Consider the following 18247-nt stretch of genomic DNA (forward strand, 5'->3'; position numbering starts at 1 on the left):
TCCTGTTATTTCACAGATAAAGCTGCTATTCTTTCATCGAGCAGTGCGATTAGTTGGGGCTTCATGGTTTGTTTTCTAGCCTGAACATAATTATGAAGAGCCGATTCTCTTTCACCAAGTGATTCATAAACATACCCCAGATTATAGAGTAAGTCCTCATCCCAAGGAAAGAATTGATACCCTCTTTCGAACGTTTTAATCGCTTCATGAGGATTATCGGTTAATAGATGAAGCATACCATTCATTGCGAAAATATCTGAATCTGCTGTATTGGTCTCCAAGTACTGATTGATGGCCTCATTCGCTTGTGCTAAATGCCCCTGCTCAATCATCTCATTTATTTTTTGCTTAATCTGCTGTTGCATCCTTTTATGGGTTTGAAGGAGTTGTCTTCTTTCATAGATTAGATTTAGATTCTCCTGAATGTATTCGTCAATCATTCCCCATATACGCTTAGAGGCTTTATTATCTTGATAAGTATGGCATAAGTTAAGAATGGTTTGTCGCTTGTCCGAATAAGAATCCTGGCCTGAGATGAGGTTGTAAATAGTACCCTGCAGTTCCTTTTGTGTGTATACCTTTGGACCCGGAGTCCAAAAATCATAAGGCTCAAATAATAAACCGCGGTTTCCTTTATATTCCTCCAAATCAGTTGGTAAAAATACAATGGGACGGTTTAGCAGTAAATAATCAATGTACACCGATGAATAATCGGTAATTAGCATATCCGCCGCGCTTAACACATCGTAAAGATCTAAATTGGCTTGACCTAACATCCCATCGTTAAGTACAAGGATTTTTGGGGATTTCAATTGTTCCAATTCTTCTGCAAAATAGGCTTCTTCAAACGGGTGAAGCTTAATAATTAACGTAATCTGATTTTCTTCGAGAAACTTCAGTAACTCCTTTTGCTCGAACGCAGGAAGACCGAAAAGATTCTTGGAGTTTTTGGATCCTTCCACCTTGTTTGGAGTCATCACAGACTTTCGGAAAGTAGGCATAAAGAAAATGAATTTCTCTTTAACCACATCCAGTTGTGGATATAGGGTGTTCAAATTGGCTTTGCTCCCGTTCGAGAAAAGAGCATCATTCCGCGGTACCCCCGTTACCCTGTACTGACGGATGTTAGCGCCATTGCAAGCATTCATCGCTGTATTGTACAGCGGGGAATAGGACATGATCATATCCATCTTGGCCCAGTGCTGTTGGATGTGTTCATCGGGAACTTGCTCTTGCTTGTCCATTTTCGCCATGCCTTTTAATGGGAAGCCGTGCCACAGATCAATATTGATTTTGTCATAAGGAGACAAGTACTCGCCATGTGTTGTAATATACACGTCACTCTGATCGATATAGCGATTGTGGCGGAATTGCTCCTCCGTCAGCAGTTCAATATCGTATTTAGTTCTCAGTTCATCCGAAGCAGCACGGTATAAGTAGTAGTTGTTTGATCCTGATGAGGATAAGTGAAAGAGGGTGATTTTGATTTTATCTTGGTTTTCCATTTTAGGTCCTTTCCGATAGCTATGGACAAAATCTCTTTATATATTTTATCGGAATATAGAACAATGTACTTAATGAAAGCCTATATTTAAAAAATGGAAAACAATACATTGGGGAATGTACATAAATGATCTCTTTGAAATCGATAATAATACCGATAATAAAAATAATAATATTTTCGAAGGAATCAGGATTATAAGGAGATAAATATGAAAAAGACTAGTATTATTTTGGCTGGTTTTGATGAGGAAATTGAATATTTGAAGGATTCTATTGATAGCATACGACGCTATACAGAAAAAGGCTTGTATGAACTGATTGTGGTTAGTTCGTTTGGATCGATGAAAGTGAGTTCCTGGTTATCGGAACAAACAGACTTAAGACCTCTCTTTATTGATAATGAAGATCTCACGCTAACTCAAGCTTGGAATCAAGGCGCTCAATTTGCTCTTGGGGATTTTATATTATTTATGCATGCTGATAATATAGTGACTGAAAATTGGTTAGTAAAGTTAAGAGATGCGATAGAAAATAATGATGGAATTGGAGCAGTAGGGCCTCTTACAAATTATGCAACAAACAATTATCCAACTGAAGAAGTGAAATTTTCCTCAATTAATGATTTGTTATCATATTCTAACCAAATTGATGGGGCTGAGCTTGAAAAAGTATTGGTTTTATCGGATTTTATGGTATTTATGAAAAGAACGGTTTTCGAAGAGGTTGGTTTTTTTGATGAGCAATTTAGCGGGAGTTCCCTGATTGTTGATTACTCAATGAGATTGAGTAAAGCAGGTTGGAGTATAGCGGTTTCTAAAAATACTTTTATTTATCATTATGGTTATAACGAACCAAGCCAAAAAAAGATATTTATGGAAAACTTCAAGAAAAAATGGGGTTTCGATATTGATTATACAAGTCCTTTAGATAGAGTAATAAGATATATTCATAGAGAAAAAGATGATATTTTTAGTGTTTTAATAATAGGAAGTGGAATTGGTGCAACAAATCTAGAATTACTCAAAAGGTTCCCACATGCGGATGTTTATGGGTGTAATATTGAAGATGGAGTTCCTCATATTTTTTCTTATAATGTGTTTGAAATACTACTTAATGACTGTGCTAGGAAATTCGATTATATCATCCTTAATCCAAAACTCGAATTGGATAAAATACTAAATAAAGCATTTAACCTTCTGGATGACTCAGGAAAACTATTAATTGAAATGCCTAATTTGAACTATTTCGAAAATGTGCGGAGTTTACTTTGTGGTAGTGGATTCCAGACAGATAAGCGGTTTTGGAATCTGACAGACATAGTATCGTTGTTTGAAAAAGAGGGATTTGCAGAGTTAGATGTGGATTATGTCACCAAGCAATTAATTGATGAGGACACCTATTTTATTAAAGAGGTTGAAGCGTTGGTTGATGAACTTCCTTATGAGTTTGAAGTTGAGAGTTTTGTGATTACCGCTCAAAAAAACTCTCGCAATTATATCTTGCACGGTTATTTTAAGGAGTTACTCACTAAACCTCAGGAAAGGTTACTTTCATCAATATATTCCCACTCTACTGAACAAATTTTGGCCTCTCTGGATTCGTACGAAGGAGGGGGGCGAATTAATATAATGAATTATCTGGGGATTTATTATCTTGAAAAAAAGCAATACGACAGTGCATTAGCATTTTTTAATAAAGCATATGAATACGATCCTGAAGAGGCCATTACAATTACTAATATAGCAACTTATTTGTATACGATTGGTGAAGAACAGGACGCATTATGTTGGCTGAATAAACTAGAGGATAAAAGTGATCAGATCCTAAAGTGGATGAGCGAAATAGAATTAGGCATATATAAAAACAAATATGAAGAAAACCAATTAAAATTTCTGCTTCGACGTATAGAAAATGACGTGGAGAAAAGTGAAGCGTGCAATTCTATTCTGCAATTAATAGAACTAGGTAAAATTTCAATTGATCAGATTGTAAACAATGTTAATTTATATGTATTTGATAAAGTAGGGGTGTTTAACCAAATATCGGCCATGTGTTTTGATTCTGAACTATATGATTGGGTTTTGCCTTTTTTAGAGCACGCATATGATAAAGATAGTAATAACCCGAATACCTTATATAATTTAGGTATGGTTTTATACAGTTTTAATGAGTACAATCTTGCGCTTAATTTTTTGTACCAGATAAATGGTATAGATGAAGATATTGAGTTGCTAAAAAGGAAGATTAAGGAGAAAATACAATGAATGAGAATAAAATAGCATTTATCACTTGTTCAACAGATAAAATCTTATATGAAGAATGCCTACGATATATTAAGGCTTTAAATGTACCTGAAATGATAGAAGTCGAGATCATTAATATTACCGATGCGGAATATTTATCTGTAGGGTATAATCGTGCATTAAAGCAAAGTGACGCAAAATTCAAAGTTTATATTGATGAAAAAACATTAATAATTAATAAGGATTTTATCTTTGATACCATTAATTTATTCAAACTGAACCCTAGAATTGGTGCTATTGGAGTAATTGGATCTAAGACTCTACCGACAAATTGTAGGTGGGAGATATCACCAGAAACGTATGGTTGTATTCTCCACAATTCTAATAAAAGTAATATGGAACTTCTAAGTTTTAATCCAATTGAGAAAGAGTTTGAATTGGTAAGAGTACTAGATGGGCTTCTTATGGTTACTCAATATGATATTCCATGGATAGAAGATAAATATCGTAACAAAGATATATACAGCATTTCACAATCAGTTTCTTATAGTGAAGAGGGGTATCTTTTGGCAACTCCAAAACAAGAGAACCCATGGTGCATATACGATGACGAGTTAATTCATGAATTCGATAGAGATAGTATTAATTTTATTTTAGATAAATATAGGTCATTATTCCCGCTAGTAAGTATATTGATTCCAACGTATAATCGTCCAAACTTTTTCTTACAGGCATTAGAAAGTGTGATAAATCAATCGTATAAGAATATTGAGATTATTGTTTGTGATGATAGCACCAATAACGATACAGAACAAGCTATTATCCCCTATTTACTACAATTTGAAAATATTAAGTACTATAAGAATGAAAAAAACTTAGGGCAGTTTGAAAACGACCTAAAGTGTCTTGACTTAAGTAAAGGTGATTTTATTAACTTTTTAATGGATGATGATTTATTTCACCCTCTTAAAATTGAAAAAATGATGGACTATTTGATACGTGACAAGGATCAAAATATAAAACTTGTGACATCCCATCGTCAACTTATCAACTCAGAAGGAGATTATTTAGAAGATTGGGCCGCGACTGAGAGACTATTTGAAGAGGATACAGTAATAGATGGAATATCTTTAGGAGAATTTTTACTTAAAAACATTGTGAATTCTATTGGTGAACCTACAACAGTCTTATTTAGAAAAAATACACTGATTGAACGTTTTGGCTATTTTGCTAATAGGAAGTATGTGTGTAATGTGGATTTGGCTAGTTGGATGGGCATACTTCATCAAGGAAATGCTGTTTACATTAGTGAGAGTCTAAGCTTCTTCAGAATTCATAATGGTCAACAGTTACAAAACAGAAAAATGTTGATAAATGGAAGAATTGATTTCTGTAATCTTCTCTTAAACGCAACTAAATTCGGATATTTTAAAGATAAGGCTGAGTATTTGATGGCATTAGAAAATATGTGGCATTTTTTGAATGATATCGAAAAAAGAGTAGGTTACGTTACATTTGATGACGAGTATGATGATTTGATTTCAATCAAAAAAGTGCTGCAAGATGAAATATTTACGATTAGAACTAATAATCAATACGTTCATAAAACGGAGAATCATCAATTAGATAATAACAATGCTTTTGCTTTTCTTCCTGAATTTGAGTGTTATGTAAGAAAAGATATAACTAATATTGACTACGCAGATGGTAGTGAAGATTATATAATTAATATTTTCAAAGAGTTAAAGCATATTCGTGAAGATTCTCAAAATTTGCTCCCCTTTATAAATAGTTGGGGAAGTAAGTATCATTTATCACCAGCTAGACATAATTTGTTTGACTTTATCAAAGAATTGTTGCTAGAGAAAAAAGGGCCATTATTGGAATTAGGAGGTGGAATGGGGGCAATTACATGGTGGTTAGCTCAGAATTTTAAAGAAGTTGATGTTATAGAAGGAAGCTTAAAGAGAGCACACGCTAATGTGTTGAGAAATAAAGAGTTTTCTAACGTCAAAGTTTATGTAGATAATCTGCTAAATATGTCTTTCCCTCGAGAAAAGTATGATATTGCAACTTTAATAGGGGTGCTAGAGTACATTCCATTCTATGCCAAATCAACCAACCCTCAACAAACATGTGTAGAGCTTTTGAAGGAGGTAGGTGATCACCTAGAAGACGATGGTATATTGGTTGTTGCAATTGAAAATAAGCTTGGAGCGAAGTACTTCTCAGGATGTGCGGAAGATCATAATAATCAACTCTTTTCAGGTATATCTGGATATCCAGAATCATCAGCTATTACCTTCAGTAGGAAAGAACTTACGGAAGTTCTAAAGAATGCCGGATATGAGAATATTCAATTTTATCATTGCTTCCCTGATTATAAATTCCCAAGCACTATAATTAAAGAGAGTGAAAACATGTATGACTGGAATTATGGCGGAGTCATGAGAGGGTTATTCCCTAGCAATGGACAACATAGAGAATATTTAATGCCAGATGCGTTATTAATTGATTCTTTATCTTCAGCCCAATTACTTCATGAGTTCTCTAACTCATTCTTAGTCCTGTGTTCAAAGTCAACGTCAGTTAATTTAAAAACTAAAGTAAGTATGACTAAATACTCTAACAGGGATGAGGTTAAGCCAATATATCATCATAAAGTGAATTTTCTATTTGATGATAATGGATACAAAAAAGTTGAAAGAACGCCGTTATCCTCAGTTTCAAAGAGCATTATATCTGATAGACACACATTTGAGCTACGTAATGAACCATATATAGAGGGGAAAAGCTTAACTTTAGAAGCATATAGGCATTTACTGAGAAGGGATAATTATAATGAGTTAGTATTTCTTATTAAGGAAGTAAGAAGACACCTTCTTAATGATTTTAGTACTGGGAAGTTAGACCCGAATAAATTTTATTATGTTAAAGGTGAGAGTATTGACTATTCATACAATAATTTAATTCGAGATAAGGAAGGTAGAGTAAGGTTTGTGGATAGAAAGTGGATTTACTGTGACAATATCACAGAAGATTACGTGATATTCCGAAATCTAAATTCATTATTCCAAGAAATGCACCCATATATAACTTTCTCGAAGGCATCTGACTTTATTCTATTTATCATAAAACAATTATATTCGAATTTTGATGAAAATCGCTTATATCAGCACTATCAAATGGAGTCTATATTCCAAAATTCAGTAAATAGGAAAAATGAGGGGATTGTAAATTTATCAAGCACAGCAAAGCAAAAATCTTTTGTAAATAAAATGGGACTAAATTAATTGTAGGAGTTATTCTATGACCTGTGTAAGTTTACTTACTATTCTACTAAGCTGGAATAGACCTGAATTGTTGGAACAAACTATAAATAGTTATCATAAAACAATTACGTGCACTTTCAAACTAGTGGTAGTTGACAATGGGTCGGATACTGAAACTACTCATTTACTGTCTGAGTTATCTCAAAAATTCGACTTTGATGTTCTATATTTGGAAGAGAACATAGGAGGGGAGGCTTTCAATTTAATACTTGATAGAGATTATAATTATAAATATGTGCACTTTTCCGAAAATGATCTAGAGTATTTACCGGGATGGGATGAACAAATAATAAAAAAATTGAATCTTTTTCACCAAATTGGACAGATATCTCTCTTCTCTCCAGTCCCTCAAACGGAAATAGGAGAGATTTGGGAAGCCAAAAATGCTAAGCTTATATCCCGTGAGGGATTGTCCTTCTATATAACAGATCAAAATGTTGGAACTTCTTCTGTGGTGAGAAAGGAACTAATTGAACAGGGGCTTAGATGGAGTAATTTTGAATCTGGCCAATGGAGGTTCCCAGCAGATGGACAATTCTCAGGTGATGTTAGGAGACTTGGCTGGTACGTAGCTTGGAATGATAGATACTTAGTTACAAATTGGGGGCATAACATCCAAGAGTTTGAAAAAAACTTGGAGTATTACTTATCTAATTATAAAGCTAAGACATGGTTCTCTATTGAAGGATTAAAAGAAAGGCTACTTAAAAATGGTTATAGATTGGTAGAAGATGGTGAAAAAAGCAAGCTAATTAAGATAGATTAACATAAGCGGGGTAAATATATGGAGTTAGAGATCAATAAACTTGGAGTTGTGTTCAGCGTCAACATCAAAGATGAAATTCCTAAACATGCTGATTTTTGGAGATATAACTACAGGCATTGGGAAGAAGAGACCTTTCGGATATTTAATAGATTTTTAGAATCTACGTATGATTATTTGGATATTGGTGCATGGATTGGACCTACTGTTTTATATGGATCACAGAAATCCAAGCATGTATATGCTATTGAACCTAATAAAATGGTTTATAATGAGTTAATTGAAAATGTTAGGCTTAATACTATGCACTCGCATAAAGTTACTTGTATTAATGCAGCGCTGAGTCCAAAATCAGGTAGTATAAATCTTTTCTTGAATTCAAATAACGGGGATTCTATGTCTTCAGTTTTATCCAGTGATTCCTCAATTGAAAGTTATGAAATCCCAGCAATAACCATTAATGAGCTGGCTGAACAATATAATTTGGATGATGTTAATTTTGTGAAAATTGATATTGAAGGTGCGGAGTATGAATTACTTCCTTCATTAAAATCATTTTTTCAAAAGAATAAGCCTACATTATATTTATCGATACATCCGCCTTATTTGAAAAAGTATTTAGAGAATAAAGCTGATTCTAATATAACTGATGCATTTGTCAATTCAACCAAGAGGATGCTAGATACATTAAGTTCGTACAAATATATATATAATACGAACCAAGAGTTAATTATGATGGATGCCATCTATGAAGAGAGTAATTTTAACTCTTACGTATTTACCGATGAACTTTGGTGAATTTGACAAAGGATAATATGATTGTTACTACAAGGTGGTTTTTTAGATGTTAACCAATATAACCAGCATCATCCTCCTCACATACAACAAATTGGAATACACCCAAGCGTGTATTAACAGCATCCGTCAATACACCCCTCGAGGAACCTATCAATTAATAGTTGTGGACAACAACTCGACAGATGGGACCCGCGAGTGGTTGGCGGAACAAACGGATGTTCTAACAATTTTTAATGAAGAAAATGTGGGGTTTCCAAAGGGCTGTAATCAAGGCATTGAAGTAGCTACGGGGGATAGTATACTCCTTCTTAATAATGACGTTCTTGTGACCGATCAGTGGCTTACTCTGATGAATGACTGCTTATATAGCTCAGACGATATCGGGGCAGTAGGTCCTGTAACGAATAGTGCTTATGGAGATCAGGAGGTACTAGCGAATTACTCGACATTAGAAGAAATGTGGGACTTTGCTAACTCTTATAATTCCAGCTCCGCTCCTAAATGGGAGCAACGGTTAAAATTAATCGGCTTTTGCATGTTAATCAAGAAGGAAGTTGTTGAAAAGGTTGGGCTACTAGATGAGATGTTTAGTCCTGGAATGTGTGAAGATAGTGATTATTCCGTTAGGATTATGCAAACAGGATATAAGCTAATGCTCTGTCAGAACGTCTTTATTCATCACTTTGGATCGACTTCATTTGGGGAAATGCCGGAGCAAAGACAACAGTTATGGAATAAAAATAGAGTTTTGTTTGAAGAAAAATGGGGTTTTCATACTGCACACCATATGCAGCCACGAGAAGATTTGATCGACCTCATGAACGAAGAGGATGCCGACAGGTCATTGAATATATTAGATGTAGGCTGTGCATGTGGGGCAACATTACTGAAAGCAAAATATAAGTTTCCTAAGTCGAACTTGCAAGGAATTGAGAAAAATGAAAGTGCTGCATCTATTGCTAAATTAGTTTGCGATGTTATTGCTAGGGATGCGGAGCATTATTCATATCCAGAGGGTTATTACGACTATATCCTTTTGGGTGATGTCATAGATCAACTGGTTGACCCGGAAATGGTTTTAAAGAAGTTAGTTGCCTCCCTTAAACCAGGCGGGAAAATGATTGCCAGCATCCCAAATTCAACACACTATAGCGTTATATACTCATTATTAAAAAATGATACATTATATAGTGGTGGCGTAGTGAACCGTAGTAGCTTACACCTCTATTCATTACCTGAAATCCAAAAGCTGTTCTTAGAAGCTGGATTTACGGAAATCAGATACAAGACAGTACAGAGTACAATGACTGATATAGAAGAGGGCTTTGTAGGCCATTTAAGTTCACTTGTAAATCTAGAGGATAATAATCACCTTAAGTCGGTCAAATACTTGATTAGAGCTTCAAGAACCTCAGAATCTGATACACCTCAATTAGAGGAGTTACTCAAGAGAGTTGGGAAAGAAGATTCTTCGGATGCCATTTCGCTTATCGTTGGTATGATCAAAAATCACGAAATTGACAATAGAGATATTATAAGAGTCATTCACACTGTGAGTATAGATAAACAGCAAGTCTTTAATATTTTAGCGACCTCTTTTTTCGCTCAAGGTTTATTTAACGACATTATCCCACTCTTGAATGCATCTCTAGAGATTGATAGTAGACATCATGATACATTGTATAACTATGCATATGTCCTATATCAGATTGGTGCACATGATCAAGCTTTGCACTACCTGAATGCGATCGATGTTAGAGATGACGCTTCTAACCAACTCTTAGAAATAATTATGAGAGCTCTTAATTCAATTTAATAGACTTTAAAAGGGTCTAAGTGAAGCCAGGTGATCTAATGGGCGTTTCCGCCGCAATGATAATAAAGGATTCATCTCGTTGTATTGAACGTTGTTTAGATAGCATATTAACAGCTGTTGACGAAATTGTAATTGTCGATACTGGTTCAACAGACGGTACTGTAGAAATTGTAGAAGCCTATTGCCAACAGTATAAACATATACAACTTTATCATTTCCAATGGATCAACGACTTTTCTGCAGCTCGTAATTTTTCCTTGTCTAAGGTAACTCAGGAATGGACCTTTGTCGTTGATTCAGACGATGTTCTTCCTGAACAGGATCAATCTAAAATTCGAGAATATACAAACCAAATGGATGCCCAAGGGAAAAAGTGCGTATTTGATATCGTTTACGACAATACCGTAGACGGTAAAATTGTTGAAACCATCCCTGTTGGCTACGTCAGATTATTCCCTAGTTCATTACGTTTTCAAGATAAAATCCATGAGCAAATTGTTTACCATCCGTTAGAGCGAATCCAGAGCGATATACATCTTCTCCACGATGGATATGATTTTAATCAGATCGACCTTCGAGTCAAGAAAAAACGCAACATTGATCTTTTGATCCAAAGCTTGCAGGAAGATCAAGAGAATGCTAGGTTATGGATGCATTTAGGACGAGAAATGATCGGATTGGATAATGATAAAGCCATTAGGTATCTTAATATCGCGGAATCGAAAGCGAAAAGCCCAGAAATGCTGGATTGGATCAGAAAGTCAAAATTAGAGATGAGTTGAGGAAGCTATGGAGCCGACTGTTTCTTTGGTAATGATCACAAAAAATGAAGAGGCCGTACTTCGTCGGTGTCTTGATAGTGCAGTTAGGTATGTGGATGAGATCGTAATCGTTGATACGGGGTCCACGGATAAGACTAAGGATATAGCCCGGGAGTATGGCGCCCGGGTGTTTGATTTTGAGTGGGTTCAGGATTTTTCGGCCGCCCGCAACTTTGCTTTGTCGAAGGCGACAAGCGACTGGAGTTTAGTCTTGGATGCGGATGAGTATATTGCGAATGATTGCGGAGAAGCCATTCGTGAATTTATTGGTTCAAAAACTGCAATTGGCAAGGTGAAGAGAATCGACAAGTTTCTGGCAGAAGACGGGGATAATTACGAGCAGATTTATATTTCGAGGCTTTTTCCAACGTCTTGCAGATATAGCGGAAGAATTCATGAGCAGATTGAATCGGGGCTTCCAAGATATAAAGTTGATGTCGAAATTATGCATGATGGATATTATGGTCAGACAAAAAGCGACAGAAACATCCCGATATTGCAAAGTGTCATAGCCGAAAATCCTGCGGATCCTTACTATCACTATCAAATAGCTAAAGAGTACCGGGGACTGGAGAAGCATTCTTTGTTTTATGAACATCTTAAAACGGCTTATGGTTTAATTCATCGTACTGAAGGATACGCTCCAAGCATCATCGTGAACTATTTATATGCAATGATTGCCTCGGGAAACTTGGAGAATGGCCTTGATGTCATTGAGGGGGAGCGTGAGTTTCTGTGGGAATATCCCGATTTCTTTTTTGCCTCAGGGTTGTACCTGCTGGAGCTCATTTCAAGAGACCCCGATCGATTTGGTGAGCTACTTCCGCTAATCGAAAAGTACTACCAGCGAGCTCTCGAAATAGGGGATAGTGATCTAGAAGGAAGTGTGCTGGGAACCGGGAGTTTTGCGGCATACCATAATCTCGGGGTTTTTTACGAGGTGACAGGTAATGTCAGCCAAGCTGTGCAGTATTATCAGAAGGCAGCTGCAATGAAATACCGGCCTTCCGCAGCTCGATTGAGCCGACTAGGTCATGAATCCTGAGATTTTGAAATTTCTTGTTTCACCCCCATCCTTCAAGGTTAATTAGGGTTAAGAGTGACTCCATTCCCTCTGTAGTGTTCAGACTAAAATCCGACAAAACTTTACAAATTCCTTACAATAAAACCTTTTCCTTGGTAATTGACACTGGATAAGTTCGGGTGGTATAGTCAGACATGTGGGGCTTGGTTACAAGGATCACACTCTTATTTGATAATGAAGGGAATGTTAGTGCATGCAAGGTAAAGTAAAATGGTTCAACGCAGAAAAAGGCTACGGTTTCATCGAAACTGAAGAAGGCGGCGACGTATTCGTACACTTCTCCGCGATTCAATCTGAAGGCTTCAAAACGCTGGAAGAAGGCCAATCCGTCGAGTTCGAAATCGTTGAAGGCGCTCGAGGTCCACAAGCCGCTAACGTAATCAAACTGTAATCATCCGGCACAGCCGACCTACATATGAACGGTACGATGGTTAACAATTAAAGATTCGCTAGCAACTCCCCGGGGAAACCCGGGGTTTTCTTATGTAATCATTTCGCAAACGAACGAGGTGACCCTCCATGCACAACCTTCGGCCCTGGCTCCGCTGGCTGCCGGCGATCGCGATGATGGCGATCCTGTTTGCGTTCTCTTCGCAATCGTATCAAGAGCAGTCGTTGGTACCGGATATCGAAAAAAACACCTCGGACCAATCCATCAACGACTGGTTCGGCGGGATCCGGTTCAGCTACGGCGGGCATGAGATCAGCGTGGAGAGCGTGGGCGGGGCGAGCTTTATCGAGTTCTTCATCCGCAAGGCGGCGCATTTCGGAAGTTATGCCCTGTTGGCGGCGCTCCTGGTTTACGCCTTAGGCGGACGTGGGCGCTCCAACCGCCGGCGCCTCCTCCTCGCGATCTTGATCGCGTTCCTCTATGCCTGCACGGACGAGCTGCACCAGAGTATTACCCCGGGGCGGACCGCCTTGGTGCAGGACGTGGTGTTGGATACGATCGGGGCAACCTTCGGCGCGGCGTTCACGATTTTGTTGAAACGATGGCGCGATGCCAAGAGACACCGTCGGGCCTGACAGCACAGGTGATTAGCCGGAATGTAAACATTTTTAGAGGGGGATGGTGTGCTTAACGCCCTCTTAACACTTTTTACTTTGCCTTTACACCATGGTATAATGAAGGTGCAAAGCAAAGGAGGAGTGCCCTATGAATTTTAGTATTCGAGGACAGCAGATTGAAGTGACTGAGGCCTTGCGTGACTACGTAGACAAGAAGCTCAGCCGGCTTGACAAGTACTTTGATGCACCCCCCACCTCAGACGGTACTGTCACATTAAGTGTGGTACGAGGTTTGCACGCGGTCGAGGTAACGATTCCTCTGACAGGCGTTGTGCTCCGCGCGGAAGACCGCAGCGATGATATGTATGCATCCATTGATGCGGTTGTGGACAAGCTTGAACGTCAAATCCGCAAGCACAAAACGAAAATCAACCGTAAACTGCGCCAGAAAGGCGTGAAGAACAGCCTCTTTGTAGAGGGCGCAACCGCAGGCTCCGTGGCTTTGGATGAAAGCGACGAAGAGCTGGAAGTGGTTCGCACGAAACGCTTCACCTTGAAGCCGATGGACGTAGAGGAAGCGATTTTGCAAATGAATATGGTAGGACACAATTTCTTCGTTTTCTCGAACATCGACACCAAGGAAGTGAACGTCGTTTACAAACGCAATGACGGCAAATACGGTTTGATCGAACAGGATTAACCCCTTGCACTCCGTGCAATCATGGCAATGGATTGAACTAGGTGGTAATTCCTGTGATCCCAACACTAAGGAAACGAGCCTTATCCGCCCGCGGATAGGGCTCTTTATTCGTATACAAAGGCGCTTTACCGCAGTGCAGACGTGATGGGGCGTGTTGCGGCGTGCCTTACAAACTGTTACAATTTAGGCAAATCATCTGTTTATGCGTGAAAGGGGTAAATCATGCTGGGATTAGTAAAGAAGATTTTTGGCGACACGAACGAACGTGATGTCAAACGTCTGATGAAGACGGTAGATCATATTAATTCATTGGAGCCGCAATTTGAGGCACTTTCGGACGAGCAGTTGCAGGCGAAAACCGCCGAGTTCCGGGAACGGATCGAGAAAGGCGAGACGCTGGATGAGCTGCTTCCGGAGGCTTTTGCCACGGTACGGGAAGCTTCCAAGCGAACGCTGGGCATGCGTCATTTCGACGTGCAATTGATCGGCGGTATGGCGCTTCACGAAGGCCGGATCGCGGAAATGAAAACCGGTGAAGGGAAAACGCTGGTCGGCACCCTGCCGGTTTATTTGAATGCGCTCCTGGGGCAAGGCGTGCACGTCGTTACCGTCAACGACTACTTGGCACAACGCGACAGCCAGCAGATGGGGCAGATTTACAACTTCCTCGGCATGACGGTTGGGGTGAACCTGAACGGCATGGAGCATGAGCAGAAGCAGGAAGCGTATGCTTGCGACATCACGTACGGAACGAACAACGAATTTGGGTTCGACTACCTGCGCGATAATATGGTGCTTTATAAGGAACAGATGGTACAGCGGCCGTTGTATTTTTGTATTATTGACGAAGTGGACTCCATTTTGATCGATGAAGCACGGACACCGCTTATTATTTCCGGTCAAGCTCAGAAATCGACCGAGTTGTATTATGCAGCCGACCGATTTGTGAAGACGTTGACTCCGGAAGAAGATTTTACAGTAGACATTAAAGTCAAGGCCGTTTCGCTGACCGAAAAAGGGGTCGCCAAAGCGGAGCGCGTCTTCGGCATTGATAACTTGTACGATCATAAGCACGTTACGCTGAACCACCATGTGGTGCAAGCGCTCAAAGCGAACGTCATCATGCGCCGCGACGTGGATTACGTCGTGACAGATGACGAAGTGCTGATCGTCGACGAATTTACGGGGCGGATCATGCAAGGCCGCCGTTACAGCGACGGGTTGCACCAGGCTATCGAAGCCAAGGAAGGGATCGAGGTTCAGAACGAAAGCATGACGCTGGCGACGATCACATTCCAGAACTACTTCCGGATGTATCGCAAGCTGGCCGGGATGACCGGTACGGCGAAAACAGAGGAAGAGGAATTTAAGAAAATTTACGGCCTGGAAGTACTGCAGGTGCCGACCAACCGGCCGAACCAACGCCAAGATATGGCGGACGTTGTTTATAAGAGCGTCGACGGCAAGTTTAAAGCGGTTGTTGATGAAATCGTTGAACGTCATAAGAAAAATCAACCGGTACTTGTCGGTACGATCTCGATCGAGAACTCCGAACGCGTATCCGAAATGCTCAAGCGTAAAGGCGTACCGCATAAGGTGCTGAACGCAAAATACCATGCGGAGGAAGCGGAAATCATTTCCCGCGCCGGGGAACCGGGCTCCGTGACCATCGCCACGAACATGGCGGGCCGTGGTACCGATATTTTGCTTGGCGAAGGCGTGGCCGATTTAGGCGGCCTGCATATCATAGGTACCGAGCGTCATGAATCGCGCCGGATCGATAACCAGCTGCGCGGTCGTGCCGGTCGTCAAGGTGACCCGGGTTCCACGCAATTCTACCTGTCGCTGGGCGACGAATTGATGAAACGGTTTGGTGCGGATAACGTGCTGAACATGATGGATCGCCTCGGTTTCGAGGAAGATCAGCCGATTGAGAGCAAGATGATCACCCGTGCCATCGAGTCCGCCCAAAAGCGCGTTGAAGGCAACAACTTCGACGTGCGTAAAGTCGTCCTGCAATATGACGACGTGATGAACCAACAGCGCGAGATCATCTACAAACAACGCCGCGAGCTGCTGGAATCTGAGAATATTAAGCAAATCATTCTCGATATGATCAAACCGGTCATCGAACGGGTTGTTGAGGCCCATACTGCTGACGAACTCCCAGAGAACTGGGAGCTGCAGGAAGTCGCCGATTACGTCAACAGTAAGCTGCTGGACGAGGGCGCCATTTCTAAGGACGATCTATGGGGCAAAGAGCCTAACGAGATGGTCGAGTATATTTTTGAACGCGTCCTGACCAAATACGATGCTCGCGAAGAAGCTATTGGTCCGGAATTGGTCCGCGAGTTCGAGAAGGTTATTGCACTTCGCTCCGTTGACAGCAAGTGGATGGACCATATCGACGCGATGGATCAGCTGCGCCAAGGGATTCATCTTCGGGCTTATGGCGGTACCGATCCGCTGCGCGAATATCAATTTGAAGGCTACGAGATGTTTAACGCAATGATCGCCAGCATCCAGGAAGAAGTTGCGACCTACATCATGAAGGCTCAGGTTGAATCGAACCAAGAGCGTCAAGCGGTTGTGGATGAGAGCAAAATCTCCACCAGCGGCGAGCCGGCGGAGAAACGCCCCGTGAAACGCGGCGATGCCATTGGACGCAACGACCTGTGCCCATGTGGCAGCGGGAAGAAGTACAAACACTGCCACGGCCAGAACGCTTAGGTGGAACTTTCGCTAAGTTAACGGACACCAGTGACGCTAGTTAGAGTGGTTTGAACTTGTTTCGATTCTAACGGACCTGAAGGACTTTATTGGGTCAAACAACGTTACATTTGCCGCTATAAGTGCCTAATAAGGTCTGTGGAGTCCGTTACAGCAGGAAATATCCGGGAAATGGGCCAATAAGGTCATTACGGTCCTTTACGTTTAGCTCAGCGTAGGCAAAGTGTAGAAAAGAAACAACGGGTGGCCTGGGAATCCCCGGGTTGCCCGTTTTTGCCCGTTTGGGCTGCATAATTGAAGAAAGAAAGGTGATCTAACGTATGATCGATCCGAACGTGAAACAGGACATGCGCGAAATCGCGAAGAAATTAACCAACCTTAGGGGGTCTCTTTGACTTAGATCTGAAGCAAGAGATGATCGCCAACTATGAGGAAAAAATGGCAGCTCCGGACTTCTGGGACGACAACGAGAAAGCCCAGGGGATTATCGCCGAGATGAACGCGGTGAAATCCTCCGTGGATCAGTACACGGCGCTGCAGAACGAGTATGATGAAATGGAAATGATGGCTGAGCTCGCCGATGAAGAAGGCGACGAGTCCTTGGCCGGAGAGGTCGCCGATTCCGTTACATCGCTTGTAAAGAAGCTGGAGGAGTTTGAACTTCAGCTGCTGCTCAACCAGCCCTACGACAAGATGAACGCGATTCTCGAACTGCATCCCGGCGCCGGCGGCACCGAGTCCCAGGACTGGGGCCAAATGCTGCTGCGGATGTATACCCGCTGGGCGGAGAAGCGTGGCTTCAAGGTCGAGACGCTGGACTATCTGCCGGGCGACGAAGCCGGGATCAAGAGCGTTACGCTGTTGATCAAAGGCTACAACGCCTACGGCTATCTGAAGGCGGAGAAAGGCGTACACCGCCTGGTGCGGATCTCGCCGTTTGACGCTTCCGGACGCCGGCATACGTCCTTTGTCTCCTGCGACGTCGTGCCGGAGATCAGCGATGACGTGGAGATCGAAATCCGTACCGAGGATTTGAAGATTGATACGTACCGCGCCAGCGGCGCCGGCGGCCAGCACATCAACACGACCGACTCGGCGGTGCGGATCACCCACATCCCAACCGGGATCGTGGTGACGTGCCAGAACGAACGCTCGCAGATCAAGAACCGCGAACGGGCGATGACGATGCTCCGCTCCAAGCTGTACGAACGCAAGATCGAGGAACAGCAGCGCGAGCTGGACGAAATCCGCGGCGAGCAGTCGGAAATCGCCTGGGGCAGCCAGATCCGCTCGTACGTGTTCCACCCGTACAGCATGGTGAAGGATCACCGGACCTCCGTGGAGACGGGCAACGTCGGCGCGGTGATGGACGGGGATCTGGACGCTTTTATCGACGGTTATCTGCGCAGCCAGATTAAGACGGAGAGCTAAGCGGCGTCGAGAGCGCCT

Annotated in this window: 13 protein-coding genes; 12 read left to right on the plus strand and 1 reads right to left on the minus strand. The window is 41.2% G+C overall.

What is annotated here, in order from left to right:
* Positions 1–5: 5 nt before the first annotated feature.
* A complete protein-coding gene (locus tag BN3277_RS07975) occupies positions 6–1505 on the minus strand; it encodes a CDP-glycerol glycerophosphotransferase family protein (RefSeq protein ID WP_059041712.1) in 1500 nt (499 codons plus the stop codon).
* A gap of 207 nt (positions 1506–1712) precedes the next feature.
* Here BN3277_RS07975 and BN3277_RS07980 point away from each other — a divergent pair, with 207 nt between their 5' ends.
* The 12 genes from BN3277_RS07980 to prfB all read left to right on the plus strand — a co-directional run bounded on the left by BN3277_RS07980 (position 1713) and on the right by prfB (position 18229).
* Complete coding sequence (locus BN3277_RS07980) at positions 1713–3767, plus strand: glycosyltransferase (protein ID WP_059041713.1); 2055 nt, start codon at positions 1713–1715, stop codon at positions 3765–3767.
* Positions 3764–7039: a glycosyltransferase gene (locus BN3277_RS07985; protein WP_059041714.1), complete on the plus strand. Its 3276-nt coding sequence runs from the start codon at positions 3764–3766 to the stop codon at positions 7037–7039. The genes BN3277_RS07980 and BN3277_RS07985 overlap by 4 nt, the downstream gene beginning before the upstream one ends.
* 16 nt (positions 7040–7055) lie before the next feature.
* Positions 7056–7844: a glycosyltransferase family 2 protein gene (locus BN3277_RS07990; protein WP_059041715.1), complete on the plus strand. Its 789-nt coding sequence runs from the start codon at positions 7056–7058 to the stop codon at positions 7842–7844.
* Positions 7845–7862: 18 nt separating this feature from the next.
* Positions 7863–8639 carry an FkbM family methyltransferase gene (locus BN3277_RS07995; protein WP_059041716.1) on the plus strand — a complete coding sequence of 259 codons (777 nt, stop codon included), beginning with the start codon at positions 7863–7865 and terminating at the stop codon, positions 8637–8639.
* A 46-nt stretch (positions 8640–8685) separates the two neighbouring features.
* Positions 8686–10455: a glycosyltransferase gene (locus tag BN3277_RS08000; RefSeq protein WP_059041717.1), complete on the plus strand. Its 1770-nt coding sequence runs from the start codon at positions 8686–8688 to the stop codon at positions 10453–10455.
* 20 nt (positions 10456–10475) lie between these two features.
* Entirely contained in the window at positions 10476–11237 is a 762-nt protein-coding gene (locus BN3277_RS08005) for a glycosyltransferase family 2 protein (protein ID WP_232436360.1), read from the plus strand.
* A 7-nt stretch (positions 11238–11244) separates the two neighbouring features.
* Positions 11245–12321, plus strand: a complete 1077-nt coding sequence (locus BN3277_RS08010; protein ID WP_059041719.1) for a glycosyltransferase — start codon at positions 11245–11247, stop codon at positions 12319–12321.
* 232 nt (positions 12322–12553) lie between these two features.
* Complete coding sequence (locus BN3277_RS08015; protein WP_007132290.1) at positions 12554–12751, plus strand: cold-shock protein; 198 nt, start codon at positions 12554–12556, stop codon at positions 12749–12751.
* A 128-nt stretch (positions 12752–12879) separates the two neighbouring features.
* Positions 12880–13386: a VanZ family protein gene (locus tag BN3277_RS08020; protein WP_059041720.1), complete on the plus strand. Its 507-nt coding sequence runs from the start codon at positions 12880–12882 to the stop codon at positions 13384–13386.
* Between the two features lie 130 nt (positions 13387–13516).
* Positions 13517–14068: a ribosome hibernation-promoting factor, HPF/YfiA family gene (hpf, locus tag BN3277_RS08025; RefSeq protein ID WP_059041721.1), complete on the plus strand. Its 552-nt coding sequence runs from the start codon at positions 13517–13519 to the stop codon at positions 14066–14068.
* Positions 14069–14290: 222 nt separating this feature from the next.
* A complete protein-coding gene (secA, locus tag BN3277_RS08030; protein WP_059041722.1) occupies positions 14291–16798 on the plus strand; it encodes a preprotein translocase subunit SecA in 2508 nt (835 codons plus the stop codon).
* A 320-nt stretch (positions 16799–17118) separates the two neighbouring features.
* Positions 17119–18229, plus strand: a protein-coding gene (gene prfB / locus BN3277_RS08035) for a peptide chain release factor 2 (RefSeq protein WP_148501000.1) whose coding sequence is annotated in 2 segments (ribosomal slippage) — positions 17119–17190 and positions 17192–18229 — 1110 coding nt in all. Because the reading frame shifts where the segments join, the coding sequence is not laid out codon by codon here.
* Positions 18230–18247 lie beyond the last annotated feature (18 nt).

This window comes from Paenibacillus rubinfantis (genome assembly GCF_001486505.1).
Classification (GTDB): domain Bacteria; phylum Bacillota; class Bacilli; order Paenibacillales; family Paenibacillaceae; genus Fontibacillus; species Fontibacillus rubinfantis.